The sequence below is a fragment of the Micromonospora sp. NPDC047134 genome (genome assembly GCF_040643455.1).
GTDB lineage: Bacteria > Actinomycetota > Actinomycetes > Mycobacteriales > Micromonosporaceae > Micromonospora.
In genome coordinates this window covers 1-19,884 of the sequence record NZ_JBEYUI010000040.1, presented here as the reverse complement: position 1 = coordinate 19,884, position 19,884 = coordinate 1, and the positions used below count along the sequence as shown (strand labels likewise).

Below are 19,884 nucleotides of genomic sequence, written 5' to 3'. Positions count from 1 at the left end.
GTCCGAGAGGTTGCCCCCGTAAAAGGGGCGGCTCCAGTAGACACCGCGCCCCTGACACTTTCGCGGCCCGCGAGATAAGGCCGCGAGCGCGCCTTCCGATTGATCATCAACTGATCGCCGCATGCCTCGTCTTCGTGGCCGTCGTTGACCGGCCGAGTAGGACGTCAGGTCGAGCAGAACCGGCTAGGGTGCCGGCGCCGACGAGGGGTGGCGCGCCGTACGTACCCTGGTCTGATGCTGCTCCGCACGTCCCAGCCCGCTGACTACCAGCAGATGGCGGACATCCTCTACGGCATGGGCCACGATCAGGAGGGCTGGGACTACCAGTACGCCGCCGAGGGAGGCCCTGAACCGTCCCTGCCGAGCTGCGTAGCGGTCGACGGGAACGAGGTTCTTGGCCTGGTCGAAGGCCGCTTCGACTCGACCTACGACGAGCGCATCGAGCAGCCGGACCACCCGAACTGCAGGCGATGACCGCGACCGACCGCTACAAGTTCGGCCTGTTCGTCATTCGGTTTTTGCTGAGGACCAGTCGACGGTCGGCGGCTCCGCGATTGCCGAGGTGGACGAAGCCCTGGGACGGAGGCGAGCCAGAGCTCGGATGCGGAAGCCAGGCCCGCGCCAGTGGACTGGCTTCCCGTCCTACAGGCGGCGGTGGAGAAATGCGGCCCGCCCCCGTGCCGGTGGCTGCGTTGATGGAGCCGGGGCAGCCGCGAAGTCCGGCGACCACCTCCACGATCATCGAGCGGTCAGCTGACTCGCATTCCGAAACGATGTCCGAATGCCGGTGCCGCGAGCCATCCACCCTTGCCGTGGCTCTGGATTTTTGCCGTCGTCGTTCTACTGATTCTCGGCGTCCTCCTTTCCAGCGACGAGCAGCGTTCCATGCTTGTACGCGCAGTGGTGACACGGTGCGCAGGCGTGCAGGACTCGGTATCACCCTGCCAGAAAGTGGCGAAATCCCTTGAACAACCCGGGATGAGTTCAACGTCACGGGTGCCGCGACTGGCATGCGTGGCAGGCTGTCGACGACCTCGTCTGGGAGGTCGGGGCGCAGTGCCGGCAACGTCGAGATCAACTGTCGGCGGCTTCTACCAATCCGCCGACCCAGGGGAACATCAAGCTCGATCAGGATGAAGGGAGCCTGGGCAAGCCAATTGACTATTCACGATCCGAGCGTTCTACCCGCAATTGCTGTTTGTGGCCGGTACCCCGGCCGCGTCGCGGTCGCTCACCCTGGCCCGGCGGGAGTTTCTGCCGCCGATCGATGCCGGGCCCGGACGTGCATGCCGTGCTCGATCAGGCCGTCACGACCGGTTGGAAGTAGGCCGAGCTGCCTCAGCGGCACACGCCCGCGCCGAGGTCACCGTGGTGATTGCGCACACCGACCAGGCGCGGGCGACCTTGTTCCGGGCCACCCACCTGCGGATCTTGTGGCCTTTTGCGGATGGACAGGTTGTCCAGGATGACGTAGATCGGTGCCCCGTCCGGGCGGGCGGCGCGGATCGACTTGAGCGCGGTGAGAGTGTTCGCGGCGCTCTCAAGATCCGCAGCATAGACGACGACTCGCTGGGGGATGCTGCTCGACAGGCAAGCTCGGACCGCAGCGGGCGCCGAGCGCCGGTGCGGGCCGGGGTTAGCCACGGCAGTGGTTCGTACGCCGGTGACGCCGACGGGGCGGTCGGAGCGGCTGCCGCCGGGCCAGGATCGGCGCCGTCGGCGGTGAGCAGCGCGGCAGCGGTCAGTGCGACGAGACCGGCTCGGCGGTCATGCGCGGCCGGCCCAGACCGGGATTCCGCCGTCAAGACGGAACAGCAGCGACTCGGTCGCAGGCTGCCGGTAGCCGTACGTCGGGTAGTCGAGATCGACTTCGGGTTCGATGCCCAGCGTGACGACGTCCTCCAGTTGCTCGGGTGTGCAGGTCTGCGCGTTCGCTGCGGTGGCGCCGCTGCCGCTGGTGTCCGCGCAGACCTCGACCGCAAGGCCGGGATATGTGAGGCTGTCGGCCATACGTCTCGGATGGCTTGTCAGCAGGCGCTGTACTTTCGCTCCGCCGTCCTTCGCCAGCCAGGTCCGGGTAGCCGCGTCGCAACTCGTGCAAAGCGCGAGCAGCGCGGCCGCGTCGCCGGAGTCGGCTGCCGTCCACACCTCACGGACTAGGTCGTAGAGGGGGCCACTGAGTGGGGTGCCGCGTTCGTCGGTGCCGGCCGGCTCGGCGGTCGGAGTGGGCGGGGTGCTCGCGGGCATAACCTGGGCGGCGGCCGCCTGGGCGGGGGTGAAGGCGAAGAACTCGACGTTCTCGGCGAGCATCCGGTCGTCGGCTCCGGGCACGGAGAGCACGAGACGGCCGGTGTAGCGGCGGGTGTCGTTCGGCGACTCGATCGGCCCCTCTGCGGCGGCTGGCTCCAGTCTCGCGGTACGTCCGTCAGCGCCGAAGGCGATGCCGAGCAGGCCGGTGGCGAGGTGTGTCCAGGTGCCGCCCTCCCGATAGTAGGAGACCAGCCGGAACGGATACATCACCTGGCACTCGGCGCCGACCGGGCCGAAGGTCTGCACCACCCCGGCGCCGGCCCAGGAGTATGACAGAACGGTCTGCTGGTCGGGCAGGTGCGCGCGGTGGAACGGTTCGTCGGTGGGCATCGCGGGGTCGGTCGGCTTGGCGTTGGCGTACCCGAGGTCGACGATGCGCTGGCTGTGCCAGCACGCGCCGCTGCTGGGCATGTCGAGCCAGGCGATCCGGTCGCCGGCCGGCGAGCCGAGTGCCTCCCAGACGGCGGCCCCCTTTTGGTTGTGCAGCATCTCCGTCACGGTGCCGGCCCGGTCCACCGACATCAGCGTTGACTGCGCGCGAATGCCGGTCTTGTACACGTCCAGCGGCACCTTCACGGCCACCTGGTCGCGTCCGCCGGCCACCACCCGTGCAAACATGGCGGCCCCTTCGGCGGTGTTCCGGGTGGTGATCGGCTTCCGAAAGGCGACCCGGGACGTGTCCCCTTGAGCCGAGATGAGGATCAAACCGGTGCCGTCCGCGCTGACCGTGGCCAGGTCGTCGCCGAGAAAGGCGAGCCCGCGGCAGGGGCACGGGTACGACCGGACCGCACCGGTGGCCGTGTCGACCACGTACACGGTGCTGCCCGACTCGCCCTCGCGGGTGCTCGCCCAAGCCAGTCGTGCGCCGTCCGGCGACCACAGCACCTGCTCCGGGTCGGAGTCCATGGTGACTAGTTCCTTCACGTTGCCGTCGCCGTCCGAGACGTGCAGCGTCTGCCCGATGCGGAACACCAGCACCGGCTCTCTGGAGCCGGCCGCCCGGGTCGGTTCCGGCTCCGGCATGGATGAGGTGCAGGCCGAGGCCATCAGCAGCAACGGCACCAGCGCGCCGGTGAGGACGCGGTTCATCACTTCACTCCTCGGCAGAGGTCCACGAATTTGATGTCGCCGCCGACGTGCTCGCGCCACTCGTCGCGGCTGAGGCCGCCGCCGGCCCACCGGCAGATCTGGCTCTGCCACTCCCGGTCGGCGACCAGCCAGCGCCGCACCGGTCCCGGCTCCTTCAGCGCCCGGGTGGGCACGATGGTGAGCCCGAGGAGCGTCCCGCCGTCCGGCGACCAGGCCAGCGATACCACGTCGTTGCCGTCCGGCTCGACCAGCGGCACCATGGCCTGCTCCCGGGTGGCCAAGTCATAAACGTAGACCCGGGATTCTTGGGAGACGGCGACTCGGGTGCCGTCCGGTGAGATCGCGACACCGCTGCCGAGTCCGCCGCCGGGCAGCTGCCAGGGTGCGCCGATCGTATTCAGGTTGCCGTCGTACAGCTGCAGGTGGCGGAAGTCGCGCATCGACACGATGCGGGTGCCATCGTCCGACCAGTCCAGGCGGGTCGTGTTGGGCCCGGGGATCCGGTGGAGTTCCTGGCGGGTCACCAAATCCACCATGACCAGCTCGCCCCGGTCGTCGCCGCCGTCGGTGAACACCCCGCGGGTGCCATGGATCGCCATGCTCGTGTTGCCTGGCCGCAGGTCGACCGGTGCGGCCCTCGCCCAGGTGGTGGTGTCCCAGATGGCTACCTGCCCGGACAGGTGGCGGGCCACCATGAGGTTCGCCTCGGGGGCGAAGGCGACGTAAACGCCGATTTGCCATTGGGCCTCGCGGACGGCGTCGTCCGGTGTGGGGATGACGAGGTCGTACGGCTCACTGCCGCCGCCTGCCGGCCACACGACCACGGCGGCTGTGTCGTTGTTGATCTGCCCGACCGCGGCCACGTGGGTGGCCGAGACGGCGGTGTCGTTGATGTAGAAGCTGCGGGAGCGGCCGTAGTCGCGCTCGTGTCGATAGGTGACGCCGGTCGGCGCGGACCAGCCGGGCTCGCCGGTGGGCCGGACGGTGAACAAGCCGCTGGAGCGGCCGTGGCTCCAGTTGTTGAGCAGCAGAGCGCCGTCCGGGGTGTAGGCGGCGGTGTTGGCCGGCGCCAGGGCCGGCAGCGTCAGGTTGCCGCCGTCGCCGCCCAGGACGGCGACCCGGCCATCCGCGCCGCCGACGACGATCGTGCCGTCCTTGCCGACCGCTGCGGTGCCCACCCGGCCTCCGCGCGGCGTGGACGCGGACCGCCCGGTGCCGGCGGAGGTGAGGAAGTCGGGAATCACCGCCGCACCCACCGTGCCCGCGATGACCAATCGGTCGTCGTGGAAGTCCAGCGCGGTGACCGCCGAGCTGAGCCCGCCCAGCGGGAAGGCGAGGTTCCGCTTGGTGGTCCGGTCCCAGAGCAGGACGCCGGCGCTGGTCCCGACCGCGAGCCGTTCTGCGGTGCCGCGGACGTGGGTGGCGTCGGCGGCCAGCTCGTCGCCGTCCAGGGCCACGGTGATTCCGTGCTTGCGGGCGCCGATGTCGAGGACGCGGTTCTGGTTGAGCAGTACCAGGATCCGGTCCTCCGCGCCGCGCCAGGCCTCGTCCGAGGGCACCACCGAGGCGTCCAGCACCAGGCGGCCGGGGAGCACCTCGCCGAGCTGCTTGTCGGTGGCGGCGTCCCGCAGCCGCCAGCAGTCGCCGGCCTCCTTGGTCATCGTGTCCCAGGTGGTGATCGCGCCGTCGGTCCAGACGGCGAGGACAGTGGCGCCGGACTCGATGAAGCCAGCGGCGACGATCGTGCTCTGGCCCTGGGCGCAGAAGTTCTCCGGCAGTTGACCCAGCGGCTCGGGCGTGCCGTCGGCGACGTTGAACAGACGGATTCGGTCGCTGTCCATCGCGGCCAGCACCGGCGCGTACGGGCTAACTACCAGCCGGGCGGTGGATCCCGGCATCCGGCCCGCCTCGGCGCCGGTCTCCAGCTCCCAGGCTTTGATCGCGTCGTCGTCGCCGGAGGTATAGATGCGTGACCTGCTCACGTCGACGGCGACGGTGTCGACCAGCGACGGGCTGGCCTTCCAGCTGCGGATGACGTTCTCGTTGGTGGCCAGGATGTCGCGCAGGGCGTCGGCGTTGCCCGCCACACCCGGGGAGATCTGGTGTGCGGCGAGCGCGAGCAGGCCGGCGAGACGCGGGTCGGTCTGCTTAAGCAGGGTGGCCTTAGAAGTCAGCGTGGCAGCCCGCGCGGCGAGCTCGCTGCGGGCGAGTGTGTTTTGGTTGTACCGGTTCACGATGAACCCGCCGAGCACGAGGACGAGCACCAGCGCCGCCGCCAGCGCCATCTGGCGGGCGTCGAACCAGCGGGCGCCGGCCAGGGCCTCGTCGAGGTCGATGGCGTAGTACAGTCCCCGGCGCAGCGCGGGGTGCCGGGGGCGTAGGCCGTCCGCCTCGGCCTGCTGGACGCGCGGGACGATCACCCGGAGCTTGGCCCGTTCGGCGGCGGCGAACTTAGTGTCCAGGCCGCCGACCGCAGTGACTCGGCCGTCGTCGTCCAGGCCGCCGGTGATGGCGCGGCGCGGGTGCAGCCGCCGCAGCCGGAGCCGACCGAAGCGGGCGGTGCTGCGGCGCAGCTCGTCCAGCCCGGCGCCGAAGGCCGCGCCGAGCGAGTCCCGGACGACATCGTTGCAGGGTTCGGTGCGCATCCGGATCGCCCAGAGCACGCAGACGCCCGCGCCGCTCAGGTCGCTGCTGCGCCAGGCGGCGGTGAGCGAGCGCCGGAATCCAGCGTCGGAGGCCAGGAAGAGCATGCACGCCGGATCCGGGTAAAGTCCGGCCGGCCCCTCCTCGGCCACGGTGAGGCTCAGGACGGCGGTGCCGCCCTCGATGTTGCGGTCGAACAGCACCGGAACCTCAACGCGCTGGCCGCGCCTGATCTCACCGCCGTTGAGGTGGACGGCGAGCAGCGCGGCGAGCCCAGCCGCAGCGCCACCGGTCTCCCCCGCCCGCTGCAGGACGCCCCGCAGCGCTTCGTCGTCGGCGTGGAACAGCTCCTTCGGCAGCGTCATCGCCGCGTCGTCCGGCAGCACGTTCGCCCGCCGCCAGTGAGCGAGAGCCGGCGCCAACAGCTCGGTCGCCCGGCGCGGCTCGGCCAGCGCCTCGGCGACGGCGAGGATAGCGCGGGCGCTGCCGAGGTCGGGGACATCCGCGCCCTCAGGCTCTAGGGGGTCACGGTCGTACCAGCGGCTCGTGCCGGCCGCGAAGATCTCGGAGTACGGATGATCGGCGGTGAGCAGTGACCCCAGTTCGCCGGGTGACTCCCGGAGCGTGCGCGCGCAGATCTTCAACCAGTCCTGCGCGGCCCCGGTGAGCGCGGCGTGGTCGGGGACGTCCGGCTGGTTGGTGGCGAACTCGATGCTGGTCACTCCAAACCTTCCGTGATGGCGAGCGCGATCGGATGGTCGTGGGAAAGCTCGCCGAGCAGGGCTCGCCAGCGGTCCCGGCCCGGGCGGTCGGCGTGTGACACGGAGCGAACTACCGCGTCGGCGTCGTCGACGTCGAGCGTGGCGGGGTCCCGGACGTCGCCGACGGCCAGGTCGAGCCGGCCGGCGATGCCGGTGAGGGTGATCCGGCAGCCGTTGGTGATCAGGTACCGCTGCCAGCCGTGGTCGTCGGCCACATGCATCTCGACGAGGATGTCGCCTTGAGCGCGCACGGCGATGTCGACCCGGTCGAGGGCGGACTGGCGGCAGTCGACGGAGATGTCGGTGGCCGAGTCCCCCCACCTGACGGCCGCCCGGTCGGCGGGCCCGGCAGCGCGGGCGCCGCGCAGGTCAAGGCGGGGAATGCTGGTCGTGCCCGCGGGGGCCGGCCAGCCGTGCCGGCTCTCCTGGTCCGCCACGAAGGTCGCGATGTCCGCCTCGGACGCGGAGGCGCTGCTGGCGGCCCCCAGGTACGTCTTCCGAAGCACGGCGATCCGGCGCGGGGTCGCCGAGGGGAGCAGCCGCCGTGCGGTGCTATCCAGGGCGACCAGCGGCTCCACTGGCCGCAGCCGCCGACGGTACCGGTTGAACGGGATCACGAACCTGGGCCGGGTCTTAAGGAGCGATCCCGCAAAGATCGCCATGGGTGCGGCCATCGCCAGCGGTGACGGGCGCCCGCCGGGGTCTCGTCGCGGAGCGGGGCGAAGGGCCGGGACCGGGTTGTTGGGTGTGACGGACCAGTAGCTGGTCAGGATGCCGGGCAGCATGGCACGCCGGATGAGCCGCACCTCGTCCAGAAGGAGGCCAGCCGAGGACCGGCCGCGGCGGGCGGCAGCGAGCCCGTCGGTGAGGAGCGCCATCCCGGCGGCGACCGCCGGGAGGCCGAGCCGGTGGGCACGGATCAGGCGGCGCTCGGCCCCGCCGAGGCCCGCTCCGGGCGCCCGCAGATGGTGCCACGCGGTGAGGACGGCGGCGTCGGCCGACTCCGGCAGGACCGTCGTCGCCTCGCGCGCCCAGTTAGACAGGCGCGGATTCCCGGTCTGGGCCAGGAAATAGCCGGTCGCGATCGCCGTCGCGGGCGTGAGGTGGGACGGTGACAGGGTGCCGAAGGCATCGACGAGCGTGCGGGCGGAGCGGAAGTCACCGGCGGCCAGGTAGTGCAGCAGGCTCAGCGCCGCGCCGTCGGCCGGAACGTCGATCAGGTCGGGGATGCCCAGGCCCGCGGTTGTAATGGTGGTGACGGCGGGCCCGTCGGCGGTGCCAAACTGGAGGGCCAGGTTGCGGCCGCCTCCGGCGGAGAACAACCCGGCACCGGGCCGCCACGTTCCGCGTACGCAATGCCATGGCTGGAACCAGTCGGCGTACGCCTCTACCAACGTAGGTGACGGCACCGCCGAGGAGGACTCCAGGGCGACGGACGAGCTGCCAGCGGCGACCGCCTCGCTCAGCTGACCGTCCGGCGTCCAGCCCCGGATCAGGTAGGTGCCGTCGTCGAGGGTGATCTCCACAGGTGTGCCGGCCTGCAGCGCGGTCCGTGCCGCGACGCGCAGGCCGCTGTCGATCACCTCGACCGCCATGACGGCGGAGGTCTGGTCCGCCGCGGCGGGTGGTCCCCAATGAAGCTCCATGATCATGCCGGCTTCACTTTGAGCAGCGAGTCCCGGTACGGCGGTAGAAGCATTACGATCGCGGGATCCCCGGTGTATCCCTGCGCCGCGAACTCGGCCCGCAGCGAGTAGCTGTCCGCGGGCGCCGCGCCGCGCCAGACAATCTCGGCGGGTGGTCGCTCGAATTTGCGGTCCGGGTTGGCCAGGTGCAGGTGGGCGTACGGCAGGGCGGCGTGCGGGTCGCAGCCGAAGCGGAAGGGCACCATCGGGACGCCCAGGGCGTGGATCGTTCCGCCGGAGGCCTGGCCGCCGTGTGCCGCGTACTGGCGGCCGTCGGATTTCTCGCCCCAGCCCAGCAGCCGGTTGATGCCGAAGTGGAGGAGGTCGGTGGTGACCGGCCAGTCCGGCACGGTATGGTCCGCCGACCCGCCCTCCAGGGCCTGGATGGCGGCCTCCGTGAACCGGGTAGGTGAGCCGTCCGGCGCCGGGGCGCGGCTGCCCGGCGGCGCCGAGTAGACGATCGGGGCGTCGCGAGACTCGGGGCTGGGCGGCGCGTGCTTCAGGGCGGTCGCGTGGGCGGTCGCTCGGCCGGCGAGGTCCTCCGGGGTGTTGCGGCAGGCGTCTAGCAGGAAGCACTGGATACCGGCCTTGGCCATGCGCATCCCGTAGTAGGTCTCGCGGAAGTCGATCGCGTTGGCGAACACGGTGTGCCGGTCGGCGCCGAAGTCCTCGAGAAGCAGGATGTCCTCGGAGCTGAGCCGCAGCCCGTGACCGCAGAAGAACAGCAGGGCGACATCGTCGGGGTTTCGGTCGCAGCGGTCGTACCAGCGCCCGAAGGCCGCCTTCACGTTGGCCATGGTGGCCCGCTCAACGTCGCGCCCGTCGACCTGCTGCTCCTGCTGCGCGGACAGCAGCAGTTCGATGCTGCCGACCGGGTGTACCCGGTCTGACAAGTGCCGGCGCAGCCAGTTGACGACAGCAAGCGCCGACGGGACCGCACAGTTCAGCGGGCTGACCGCCCGTGCGAAGTCCCGCCAGGGCGGCTCCAGCCGGGTGCTCCGCCCGCAGTGTGGGTAGTGGTCGACCCCGATCACCAGCGCGTGCAGCTGCCCTTCGGCGGCGGGGCCCGTGTCGTGCAGCGTGGTCATGCCATTGCCCTGGCCAGGCAGGCGGCGAGGCGCTCGTGGAAGAAGGGCTGCCGCAGGTAGGCACCGTGGGCCCAGGCCGCCCCGGACGGGTAGCGGTAGTCGGCGACCCGGCGGAAGATCGGCTCGGCCCGGAAGGCAAGAAAATCGGCGCGATCGACCACGTTAATCCAGTGACGGATGTTGGGTGGCGGGTCGATCCGCGGCTGTGCGGCCCTGGGCAGGGTACGGTCTACGGCCTGGAAGAGGCCCAGCTCCGCGAAGAGGCCGACCTGGCTGCCGACCGTGACGAGATGATCGACGACGAGGTCGGGCCGGTAGTGCGACAGCAGGTCGTAGGCGATCACGCCGCCGAGGCTGTGTGCGATCACAGTCAGCCTGCGGTGCGGTGTGCGCTCGCGGGCGGCCGCGTCGAGATACTCCAGGACGCGTTCGATGATCGGGCCGGGCGCGCCGACGTGCCCGCGCTGTCCCAGGTAGGTGAAGATGTCGCCGACCATGTCGGCCATCAGCCCGGGGATCGGCAGCCGGAGCAGCCCGGCCATGGCGGTCACCGGCGCGCCGCGAACGACCGCGACGCCGCGCCGCAGCCGCAGGCGGGCCTGGGACAGCCAGTCGCGGACAGCGTCGCCGGGCCCGAGGAACCGCTGCCGCTGGTCCGGCGGTGTGGCCTCGGTAAGCAGGCGATCGAGCATGTCGACGTCATCGTCGACCTCGTCCAGCCATGGGTAGCGGTCGCCGTCGCGCTCGTCCGGCACCGCGGCCTCGCGCCGCTTGACGTAGGCGGTCAGCATTCCGGCCGCCTCCGCGAGGTCGCGGGCCTGCGCCTCGGTTGGCTCGGGTCCGACGCTGGACAGCACGTCGACCACGTCGGACAGGTCACGCCGGGCGATGGTGAGCAGGATCCGGTCCGGGTCGGTGGAGTCCTCAGTGGCGGCCGCCTGCAGGGCCAGCCCGAGCTCGTCCTCCGCGCCGAGCGTCCGGCCCGCCGGGCCGAATGCGGACGAGAAGCTCGACCCGTTCCAGCGAAGTTTTCCGGCTTGACCGCCCCAATAAGGTGAATGTATCTCGGCTTTCCGGGGATCGCCGATCACAGGCAGAATGAACTGCTGGAAAAGGCTGTCACGCAGCTCGCTCTTGGCCTCGTATCCGTTGCTTTCCTGCCGGTTTGCGATGCCGTGCACGTACACCAGGGGCACGCGAGATCCTCACGCTGGTGGTCGACTGTGGAAAGACAAGCTAGTGCACCCCGACCACCGGTCACATCGGATGAACGGCCACTGCGGATTCCTCCGCCGGCGTCCGATCGGCGACTGCCCTGGTGGATCGACAACCGTTAGCCTATTCGATCTGAGTAAATTCGTTCGACGGAGTTGACAAGTGCGGCTACTGCGAGGCATTAGTTTTCTAGTCCTGACAGTGGGCCCGATCGCGGGTTGTCAGGACGAGCCACCGGTGCCGTCGCCGAGCGCGCCGGTGGAGGACCGCTTCGCCTGGATCTCGGCCGGCGAGATCACCGTCCAGGCCGGGGACCGAACGGTGGGACCGATCGTCGGCGGCTTCCGGGAGGCGAGCAACGTGTTCTGGACGGCGTCGGGCACCTACGCCGGCGCGGTCTCGATCGCTGCCGACGGGTTGGGTTCGGTCGTGGCGATCGACGCGCGGACCGGTGACCTTCGCCGGATCCCGTGCGGGTGCAGCCGGGTCGAGCCGATCGGCGACGACCGGGTGGCGTACGTCGACGACCAGAACCAGGGCCGGATCCTGGATCTCGCCGGGGCGGCTGAACCGGCGGCGTTCGAACTGAGGCTGCCCGCTGAGGTGCGAGCGACAGAGATCGTGGCCGCCGCAGGCGAGACCATGCTGGTCCGCACCGTGCTCCCGTCAGCCGACGATGGCTTCGGCGACGACACGATCTTCCTGGTCGGACCGGGCGGCCCGGCACGGAAGGTGCACCGCCACGCATCCATCGTCGATTCCCGAGCGGTCGGCGGCCACGACTCCGACGGCCGCCCGGTGTTTCTGATCAGCCAGCCGGCGGACGACGGGATCTGCCCGGACGAGCAGGCCTGGATCCTGCCAGCGGGCATCGCCCTCGCCCGGCTGGATCTTAGGATCGGACCGGGCGTGACCTTGATGGGCGACACCTGGTGGGACCGCGAGGGCCGGCTCAACAGCACCCTAGTCATAATCCCGTGCGAGGGGCCGGACCCGGCGTCGCCGGCCTGGTGGCGGTGGTCCGGAGGCAAATGGACGCAGGTGGAGGACCGTCCGGTCACGGCTGTTCGGATGCTCGCCTCCGGTGACCGGGCCGAGATCGTGCCGGAGGACGACATCCAGGTCCTGTACCGGCGGCACGGTGATGCGCGCGTTCGAATCGCCACCGAGGTGCTGGCGGTCGCGGCTCCCCCGGTCTAGTGCCGTGACCAACGTTCAGGGGTTGGGGCCAGGCCGCGCGGGTGGCGGGGTGGCCACAGCGGACGCCGATGCTTGGCCGCAAGTCACAGGGCCAGCTCGGATGGGCACCGACCAAACCCGATACCGCGACAAACGCCCATCGGATCATCCGAACGACTGGGGTAGGCACTCATACCGGACCAGGTAACCGGGGGAGTCCCCGGCTGGGGACGATCAAAAGTGATTGGTAAGCTGTTTGCGTTTGTCGTGAACACGTATCCGCCGACTTGGCACGAGATATCGAGCTGTGAGACGATCAGGAGCCGACACGCGGCCCCTTGGAGAGCCGATGGACAACACCACGCTGGTCTTGGTGCACGGCTTCTGGTCCTCGCCCGCAACCTGGGACGGTGTCGCCCAACAGTTGGGTGCCGACCCGGACCTCGACGGACTGCATCTGCACCGCTTCGGTTACGAGTCACCGAAACTGCGGCTCCCCCTGTCCTGGACACGAATTCCGGACTACGACGACATCGCCCAGTCACTCTCCGCCGAACTCGCCTTCCGGGTGCCACAGGGCGACCTCATCCTGGCCACTCATAGTCAGGGCGGGCTTATTGTGCAGCGTTTCCTCGCCTGGATGGCCAACGAGGGCCGCGCCCGGGAACTCGCCCGGATCAAGCTAATTATCATGCTTGCCTGCCCAAACCACGGCTCTGATTACGCCCGATCGATCCGCAGGATGGCTGGTTTTGGCCGCCACGCCCAAGCCCGGGACCTGAAGACACTGTCGGCGGACGTCGCAGCTGCCCAACGGACCGTTCAGCGGCAAATCGTCTCTGCCACCGCGCTGACCGAACGTGAGTGCCCCATCCCGATCCATGCGTACGCCGGTCGAACCGACAACATAGTGCGGCGACCCTCTGCACAGGGTGCCTTCACCCACGTCTTGACAATTCCCGGCAACCACTTCTCAATCCTCGACCCACGTAACCCGGGCAACATTACGGCCTCGGTGCTCAGTGGCCTGATCCGCCAGACAGCAGGCATGCCTGCACCCCAGCCGACAACATGCGCGCCGCCCCCGACGACGGGGGCGAAGTACGCAATCTCGATAAGCGAGTCACACAACGTCATGGTCGGCGACCACAACCAGCAGAGGAACGGCGAGCCCTCCAGGGGTAAGTGGGATCCACGTCGCCGGGCAGAGTAGCGCCCTCAGCGGCGAACTGGGGCCGAGATGGCGACCACGTCATCCCGAAGCACCTTCCGCTCGCCGTCACGCTCCAGAGCGAGGGTACCGGTATTACAATAAAGAATGGCCCCTTCCTCCGGCTCCAGGTCGCCACTGCAATCGTTTTCAACCAGAACCACGACGGTGCGCTCGTCAAGTGAGCGAAGCGTAGTCACCGGCGTGAAGCTTTCCCTGACCCAAACCGCCTGCGGGTCGAGCCGATACACGGCACTATTGGACTCCTTCACACCCGCCGCCTCACCCGTGTCGTCGGATCGACAATCTGTCGCGGCGAGCGCAGCGCGGAACATCCCGTTGGGCTCCGTCCATAGATCATGGACCGTGACGCCGTACTCCCATTTTTGGATGCCGTTCGTTGCGGCGGCGCTCATATCTGTATCAGCCCGTGTGCCATCCGCGCGGAACAGGACGATCGGGAACGCGCCACACGAGCCCGGGTTAGTCCGGAACGCGACCGCGAAGAGCGGCTCCCCGGTCCCCGGATCCACCGATACTGCCGCTGGCATGTAGCTGTTCGAGTCGAAACGGCCGAAGTACTCATGGCGGCTGCCGTCCAGGCTGGTGAGCCGCAACTCCTCAGCCCCATCGACGTATCGGCTAGTGATGATGTGTTCTGGACCGCTCACCAGATACTGGCCCCTGGGCACCCGAACATCAAATTGCGCCGCGGCCTCGGCAGACACGGACGCATCCCCACCGGCCATGATCAACCGGTGCTCGACCGCAAATTCGGCGCCTCGGTTCACCTCTACCAGGATTTCCCGCTCGCGGACAGGCGTGAAATCGTCACAGTGAGGGCAAGGAACGGCCCTTACCGCGCCGGTTCCCGCATCGACAACAATGAGCTTGATGTCCTCGGGCTCCTCCTGTCGGACCCTAGAATCTGAGAAGAAGGCTAGGTAGCGGCCGTCATGCGTCCACACCATCCGGTACTCGCGCGGGTCGGTCACTTCGGACATTCGCGGCACCTCGACCAACACTCGGTCCCGTCGCATAACCACGACGCTCTCTTCAGTGATGTACGCGAAGGTGCCGGTGACTATCGACTCCTTCTCTTCGTCGTTCTGCAGGGAGCGAACGGCCAGCACCGTCCCAATCGAGACGACCAAGACGACGCAGACAGCAAGAATCAGAAATAGTCGCAGAGAGATCCGCATGACCAACCGTTTCATTCTCGCCCGAACGTGGCAGGGTCGACCGGTTGCCATCGGCCGCGCGTACCATCGGGCTCGACCAGATAGGCGTAGGCTCGGGCATAACCCGACAGGGGAGCCCCAACGTGTCGTTCGAGTGCAGTCGCAGTGATCCGAAATGGCCGACCGCCTTGGTCTATATCTTGAAAGAATGCACCAGAAGACGTGGACACCACGAGCCTGAGGGTGAACGTACACGACTGACGTTTGGTAAAGGCACCGATCAGCAAGGTCTCCTTCTCGCCTGGGTCAAGCGTCACGGGCTTGAGACTGAAATAGGGCTCGCCAGTGGGGAAAAATCCCCGACTTTCGCTGTAGCCTAGTCGCTGAGCGATCGGACTCGGATCGTCCATGTCAAAACCGATCTTCAGGGTATCTCCGCTACCTTGGCTGTATCCATAGAAATACGTTCCGCTCAGGGGACCAGCGCAGCTCTTCACCACACGCATCTCGGTGATGCGCACCTGCTCGTCGGCATTACCTCGCAATGTCATGGTGAATGTGCCGAAGTCGACCGCCGTCCCCTCCTGTTCACGAAACCAACCGGTCTCGCTGATCAACTGGCCCGGGCCGAGCGTTTCCAGTTGCGCGTTTGTTATCTCCACCGATCGCGGCAGGACGAAGTCACGTGTCGCAACATTGCTCTCCATCGGCGTGATGCTCTCGACTAGGACCGGCGGTGAGGCGGCGGGCGCGGGCACGGGATTCGGATCAACCGAGGCGACGATCCGCGGTCGGGCGTCCGCCAGCGGTTCCGTCGACGGCCGATCCAGCACCGCGTAGGTGCCGGCGCTCGCGGCTACTACCAGGGCAACCAGCGCCGGTATCCAGTACCAGCCTTTGATCGACTGATCAAAGAACTGGATGTTGTGGTCACCCACCTGGATGTTCTGAGCACGCTTGATCGACACTTGGCGTAGCTGCCTAGACTGAGAGCTTTCCAGCTCGGCGATCTTCGACCAGCGTGCGGCACCTGCCCGGTCCAGCGCAGCGACCAGGTCCGCCCGGCCCTCCGGACCGACGCGATAGGCACGCAGCAGCTCTGGCGCGGGCTCACCGTTCTCCGCCAGCCGCTCCATGATCTCGTCGATCAACGGATGACTGCCGTCCAACTGATCCTCAGGGAGGGCGAGCACCGCGTCGAGCTCCTCGACTATTAACTCACCGGCTGTCACGCCCATTCATCCTCCGTTAGCAGACGTCCCCACCGAGGTCCAGACTGGTCTTTCGGGCGCCAGACGTCAGATGCCTCGATCGCACGAATTGATCCTCCTAGCCCTGACGACATCGGGAATCATCCGTCCAGTCTCATTACGTGAACACTTTGGACATCAACACCGTGAAGCCGGTAGCGAGGTCAAACCCGGCTACCACCAGCCGAACAGATCAGGCTTGACTATCTCACCCACGCCTTTGCGGTGCATATCCCCGACGAGGGCTCCCACGACGACCGCACAGTGCGGCCGCCGCACCGGGAAGTCACCTCCGACTTCGGTGGCGTACCCCCGCCAAGTGAATACGGCTGCGGCCCGACACGCCCCTGCCGGGCAACAGTTGACAGTGACGCCCGATTGCTTGCCAATGTCTGACACTCGCCGGCGCAAGGCGCCGCCCGGAGCTGGGCGATCGCAACGGCATGGCCGTGCTCGTAGACCTCGAAAGGACTGACCCACCTCGTGGCCCGACCGACCCCGCAGGACTACCCACGGCCTCGTTGACTCGCGGCCCTGTCGATGGACTACCCGACATCTGGGGTCGTCGGCTGGACACCTTGGACCAGCGCGGACAGGAATCGGATGGAGTCCTCGACGCGGTGCTTGATCGTCCGGAGGGTGGGGATGTCGAATCGCCCTGCGCTGCCGTGCGTGCCCTTGTTGAACTGGGAAAATAGGTTCATTACGTCGTTGACGTTCGGCTCCACGAAGTCGCCCAGGGCCTCGTAGCCGGCGTCGTTCAGGTCAAGCAGGTAACCGATCTTTTCCCGCCTTGCGACCGCCCGGCCGTCGGGTCCCCGCTCGCAGTTTGGCTTGGCCCGCAGCACTGCGGCGTCGGGAGCCTTCATGTTGATCAGTTCCACGATGACCTCGCGGGCGCTGGTGCAGAAGTGCCGGGCGGCATCTGGGTTTCGCGGGCTGATCGCAAACAGTGCACTCTCCCACCGGTTGTGCAGGTCCTCCGACAGCACGGACAACTCGTCGGTAATCGACGTTTCCTCGGCCTCCTCCGCGTCGATGACCGTCTCGTTTAGGAGGGCATTGGCGACCTGCGCGCTGTTGGCCGTCTCGGCCCCCGCCAGGTCAGCCAGTTCCTGCCCACGTTCGTTCCACAGCTCGGACTGCTCATCACCCGGGAGTACACGGTGTGCATGGCGATGGTTGAGGTCTGCACCGTGCCGTAGCGGGTCGTTGACCGCTGGCGGTTCAGCCGTGCAATCTCGGCGTTGAGCCGCTGCCGGTTGGAACGCACGCGTGCGTTGTGCACACGCACCTCGCGGTTGTGCTTGTCGACAACGCGCTTCACCTCGCGGTTGTACGCCGCAGCCTCGCGGTTGTAGTTGGTGACGGCCTGCTTCAGCCTGCGGTTGTAGTCGTCGACCATGCGCTTGTACTGGGCAGGGGGTAATCTTCCGCGGCACATCAACCTCCGTAACATCCGCGCGAGGTTACGCCCAACGTATGACACTTTGCACACTGGCATGGGCAGCAAGGCCTCTGTCCGCCGCTCTTGATCTGACGGTTCCTGACCAGGACAAACACCACTCGCTGATCTTCAGCAAACGATCACAGCAGTACCACGCAGCGACAGGCCACCGTGGGGAAATAGCGGAATCCTGCAGGTCAGCTGCGCGCGGACACAGGCGGAGCCCAGTGCTAGGAAACCGATGCTGTGGGCCGTGAGTGGCGTGGGTGCAGAGGGGATCAGGGCTGCCGTCAGCGGACCAGCCGGTTTGCCGACGGGTGTCTCGCGTTCGCTACACAGCCAGCGGGCGGGGCGGGGCTCAGCTGTGCCGGATCCCTGTCGTCAGGGGGAGGTGTGGGTGTCGGTTGTGCGGGCTCGGATCGCGATGGTGACCTGGTTGCCCGCGATCGGGTCTGTGGTGCAGTGCAGTCCGAGGTTCGTTATTCGGCCGTCGCGTGTGTCCCACTCGCGGGCGCCAGGGTCACGCCCGAGGATTGGGCCGAGTGAGTCGATCGTGGCCTTCCAGAGGTTGGGCCAGGCGCGGCGGGGTCCGACCACGAACGCGAGTTGGAGGGCGATGCCGCCGTCGGGGAGTGGTGGGGCGGCGCTGATCTGGTCGTGGATCTGCCGCTTGTAGGCGGTGGTGCTTGCCGATGCTGTGGTGTGCACCTGTAGCGAGTACATCCCGCCGGGGTCCGGGACGGGCCGGGTCTGGCACACCGCGACTGCGGATGTCGTTGCGTGCTGCTTGGTCGCCCATACCGAGGCGAATTGCCGCAGGGTGCCGTTGGTCAGAGTCGGGACGAGCGGGAACAGGTAGTTGTCAAGGTCGTGGTGCAAGAGCAGGGGCGCCGTGTCCGGTAGCCCGATGTCCAGGCGCAGTGCGAGGGGATCCGGTGCGACAGCCATTGTTGGGGCGATGGCCGCCAGGACGTCGGCGGTGAACGCGGCGGAGCGGACCTGGCCGGATGATCCAGCCGTGTCCCAGCTGGCCGGGGCGGGCGCGACGTTGAGGGTGCTGCCGACGAGTTCCGGCCGTGCATAGAAGACAGGCAGGGCCATAGAGGCAACGTACCGCCGGGTCATTGGCGGGACTCCCTGTGCTCAGGCGGCCTTCTCGCCTGCGCTCGCGTTCGGGACGGCGTTTGACAGCGTCGCTTGGCCGGTGGCGGTCGGCTGCTGCTACACACGGGGCATGGGGATGGATGTTGATGATCAGTACGAGCGGGATGCCGACCAGCACTTGGCGGTCTACGGATTGCGCGTCGCCCCCGAGCAGGTTCCGATCGTTCGGGATGTCCTCATCCGTGAGATCCGGCACGAGGCGGATACCTACGCTGGCCGGGGCACCATCTCCGGTAATACGCAGCTGATGCGGATCTGCGCCGTTCAGCTCTGGTATGCCGGTGCTGTCGAGGACGCGTTGCTGGTTCATCGCGCCCGCCGCACCAGCATGGACGCGACCGGCGCCGTCGATGCGGAACTCATGCTGGGGGCGGGCGTGGCCAGGACGAAGGAGTACCTCGCAAGCCTGTGCACCGATGAGGCTCGACAGATCCTCGACGAGATCACGTGGGTGGAGGATTCGTACGACGCCGATCGGTACGCCGCCTTTCTCGACATGTACTACCGGACTACATGAACCACCGTTCGCTGGCGAGCCTGGTGGTGGCCGTCTACAGCCGGGCGATGGGTTCGGCCTGGCTGCCCGCGCGGCAGCAAGCTGCGGCCAGCGGGCATTGAGTGACATGCAGAACGTCGAGCGTGACGGTGAGTTGATCGTGTGGTGCTCCGATGGTGCTCGGATGTTCGGCACCTCGCCAGCACAGGCACGACTGTTTCGGCATGGAAGCACTTCCGTCGCCCGCTGACTGTGGCGGCCCGTTGAGCGCAACGCCTGGACCAGCAGAAACAAAACACCCTCCGTGCGGACGGAGGGCGGCCCAATCAGTACGTTATAAGAGTCTGCGAACGCTTTAGAGATATTATGCCCGGTTCGGACTACGGATCAGAAGGTTAGGGGTTCGAGTCCCTTCGGGCGCGCAGACGGGAGAGGCCGCGACCTGCGAGAGCAGAGGTCGCGGCCTTTTTCTTGCAATGGGGTACGCGCACCCGTCGCATGCCAACCCGACCCGGCGCGCACTCCGGATCATCCCAACGGTCGCCGTCGGGTGCCGCTGCCCTGCCGTCTTGGCTCAGCCGCTGTTCGAAGAGTCAGCCATCGTGCAACATCCTGGGGCCGGGCCGTGTAGTCATAGTGTGAAGGTGTCACCATTCCCGTCGGACGACTCCGGGTTCGATGCGTTCGTACGACAGAGCGCCGCCGGGCTCCTGCGCTTGGGCAACATCCTGACGCTGGACCGGAGCGCTGCGGAAGACCTCGCTCAGGAAACCCTGATCCGCGTCGGGCTGGCCTGGCCGAGGTCGCCGCCGCGGCCCTGGGGCCCGTGTCCGACGTGGCGGTCGCGGTGGCGGGCGTCCTGCTGGGTCTGGCGTTCACCGCCGCGCAGACCTACCTGCTGGTCATGGGCAGGCCAGCCACGTGTCAGTGCTTCGGCAAGCGGGAACAGGTTTCCGTACGGACCTGGGGGCGGGCTGCGGCTGTGCTGGTCATGGGACTGGTTCTGCTCCTCGGGTCAGGATGAGACCTGCCGAGGTAGGGGGTCCGGGCTGCGGAAAGCAGCCCGGACCTCCTCGTGTTTTGACCATCGGGGGGGATTCGTGGTGGTCGAGGTCTAGCGGAATGGGGAGGACCCTGTCCATGATCTGAGTTCTCACACAAAGATC

The 19,884-nt window shown here is 67.9% G+C and carries 15 protein-coding genes and 2 pseudogenes; 6 read left to right on the top strand and 11 right to left on the bottom strand.

Annotated elements, in window-relative coordinates:
- The first annotated feature begins 234 nt into the window (after nucleotides 1-234).
- Nucleotides 235-474, top strand: a complete 240-nt coding sequence (locus ABZ795_RS27680; RefSeq protein ID WP_357532477.1) for a hypothetical protein — start codon at nucleotides 235-237, stop codon at nucleotides 472-474.
- 926 nt (nucleotides 475-1,400) lie between these two features.
- On the opposite strand, the pseudogene ABZ795_RS27675 reads toward ABZ795_RS27680, so the two are convergent.
- The 6 genes and pseudogenes from ABZ795_RS27675 to ABZ795_RS27650 form a co-directional block, all read right to left on the bottom strand.
- Nucleotides 1,401-1,542 (bottom strand): annotated as a pseudogene (locus tag ABZ795_RS27675) (IS630 family transposase); the annotation flags it as partial.
- Between the two features lie 225 nt (nucleotides 1,543-1,767).
- Nucleotides 1,768-3,399 carry a hypothetical protein gene (locus ABZ795_RS27670; RefSeq protein WP_357532476.1) on the bottom strand — a complete coding sequence of 544 codons (1,632 nt, stop codon included), beginning with the start codon at nucleotides 3,397-3,399 and terminating at the stop codon, nucleotides 1,768-1,770.
- Entirely contained in the window at nucleotides 3,399-6,764 is a 3,366-nt protein-coding gene (locus ABZ795_RS27665) for a WD40 repeat domain-containing protein (protein ID WP_357532475.1), read from the bottom strand. The genes ABZ795_RS27670 and ABZ795_RS27665 overlap by 1 nt, the downstream gene beginning before the upstream one ends.
- Complete coding sequence (locus tag ABZ795_RS27660) at nucleotides 6,761-8,455, bottom strand: hypothetical protein (protein WP_357532474.1); 1,695 nt, start codon at nucleotides 8,453-8,455, stop codon at nucleotides 6,761-6,763. Before ABZ795_RS27660 ends, ABZ795_RS27665 begins: the two co-directional genes overlap by 4 nt.
- Nucleotides 8,452-9,576 carry a caspase family protein gene (locus tag ABZ795_RS27655; RefSeq protein WP_357532473.1) on the bottom strand — a complete coding sequence of 375 codons (1,125 nt, stop codon included), beginning with the start codon at nucleotides 9,574-9,576 and terminating at the stop codon, nucleotides 8,452-8,454. Before ABZ795_RS27655 ends, ABZ795_RS27660 begins: the two co-directional genes overlap by 4 nt.
- The gene (locus ABZ795_RS27650) at nucleotides 9,573-10,772 is read right to left on the bottom strand and encodes a hypothetical protein (protein ID WP_357532472.1); all 1,200 of its coding nucleotides are present in this window, start codon (nucleotides 10,770-10,772) and stop codon (nucleotides 9,573-9,575) included. Before ABZ795_RS27650 ends, ABZ795_RS27655 begins: the two co-directional genes overlap by 4 nt.
- Before the next feature lie 256 nt (nucleotides 10,773-11,028).
- Between ABZ795_RS27650 and ABZ795_RS27645 the strand changes: the two genes are divergently transcribed.
- Together ABZ795_RS27645 and ABZ795_RS27640 are read left to right on the top strand one after the other, a co-directional pair.
- Nucleotides 11,029-11,991, top strand: a complete 963-nt coding sequence (locus ABZ795_RS27645) for a hypothetical protein (protein WP_357532471.1) — start codon at nucleotides 11,029-11,031, stop codon at nucleotides 11,989-11,991.
- Between the two features lie 328 nt (nucleotides 11,992-12,319).
- Nucleotides 12,320-13,183 carry an alpha/beta hydrolase gene (locus ABZ795_RS27640; protein WP_357532470.1) on the top strand — a complete coding sequence of 288 codons (864 nt, stop codon included), beginning with the start codon at nucleotides 12,320-12,322 and terminating at the stop codon, nucleotides 13,181-13,183.
- 5 nt (nucleotides 13,184-13,188) lie between these two features.
- Here ABZ795_RS27640 and ABZ795_RS27635 read toward each other — a convergent pair whose 3' ends face one another.
- The 5 genes from ABZ795_RS27635 to ABZ795_RS27615 all read right to left on the bottom strand — a co-directional run bounded on the left by ABZ795_RS27635 (nucleotide 13,189) and on the right by ABZ795_RS27615 (nucleotide 18,159).
- Nucleotides 13,189-14,397, bottom strand: coding sequence for a hypothetical protein (locus ABZ795_RS27635; protein ID WP_357532469.1), 1,209 nt, complete (start codon nucleotides 14,395-14,397; stop codon nucleotides 13,189-13,191).
- Nucleotides 14,394-15,599 carry a hypothetical protein gene (locus tag ABZ795_RS27630; protein ID WP_357532468.1) on the bottom strand — a complete coding sequence of 402 codons (1,206 nt, stop codon included), beginning with the start codon at nucleotides 15,597-15,599 and terminating at the stop codon, nucleotides 14,394-14,396. Before ABZ795_RS27630 ends, ABZ795_RS27635 begins: the two co-directional genes overlap by 4 nt.
- 557 nt (nucleotides 15,600-16,156) lie before the next feature.
- Entirely contained in the window at nucleotides 16,157-16,603 is a 447-nt protein-coding gene (locus tag ABZ795_RS27625; RefSeq protein WP_357532467.1) for a hypothetical protein, read from the bottom strand.
- A gap of 59 nt (nucleotides 16,604-16,662) precedes the next feature.
- Nucleotides 16,663-17,016 (bottom strand): hypothetical protein, encoded by a 354-nt coding sequence (locus ABZ795_RS27620; protein ID WP_357532466.1) that lies wholly within the window; start codon nucleotides 17,014-17,016, stop codon nucleotides 16,663-16,665.
- 423 nt (nucleotides 17,017-17,439) lie between these two features.
- On the bottom strand, nucleotides 17,440-18,159 hold the full coding sequence (locus tag ABZ795_RS27615) for a hypothetical protein (RefSeq protein WP_357532465.1): 720 nt from the start codon (nucleotides 18,157-18,159) through the stop codon (nucleotides 17,440-17,442).
- A gap of 133 nt (nucleotides 18,160-18,292) precedes the next feature.
- Between ABZ795_RS27615 and ABZ795_RS27610 the strand changes: the two genes are divergently transcribed.
- From ABZ795_RS27610 to ABZ795_RS27600, 3 genes and pseudogenes are all read left to right on the top strand, one after another.
- The gene (locus tag ABZ795_RS27610; RefSeq protein WP_357532464.1) at nucleotides 18,293-18,739 is read left to right on the top strand and encodes a hypothetical protein; all 447 of its coding nucleotides are present in this window, start codon (nucleotides 18,293-18,295) and stop codon (nucleotides 18,737-18,739) included.
- Nucleotides 18,740-19,356: 617 nt separating this feature from the next.
- Nucleotides 19,357-19,521: pseudogene (locus ABZ795_RS27605) on the top strand (SigE family RNA polymerase sigma factor); the annotation flags it as partial.
- A gap of 23 nt (nucleotides 19,522-19,544) precedes the next feature.
- Complete coding sequence (locus ABZ795_RS27600) at nucleotides 19,545-19,742, top strand: MauE/DoxX family redox-associated membrane protein (RefSeq protein WP_327023625.1); 198 nt, start codon at nucleotides 19,545-19,547, stop codon at nucleotides 19,740-19,742.
- Nucleotides 19,743-19,884: the final 142 nt, after the last annotated feature.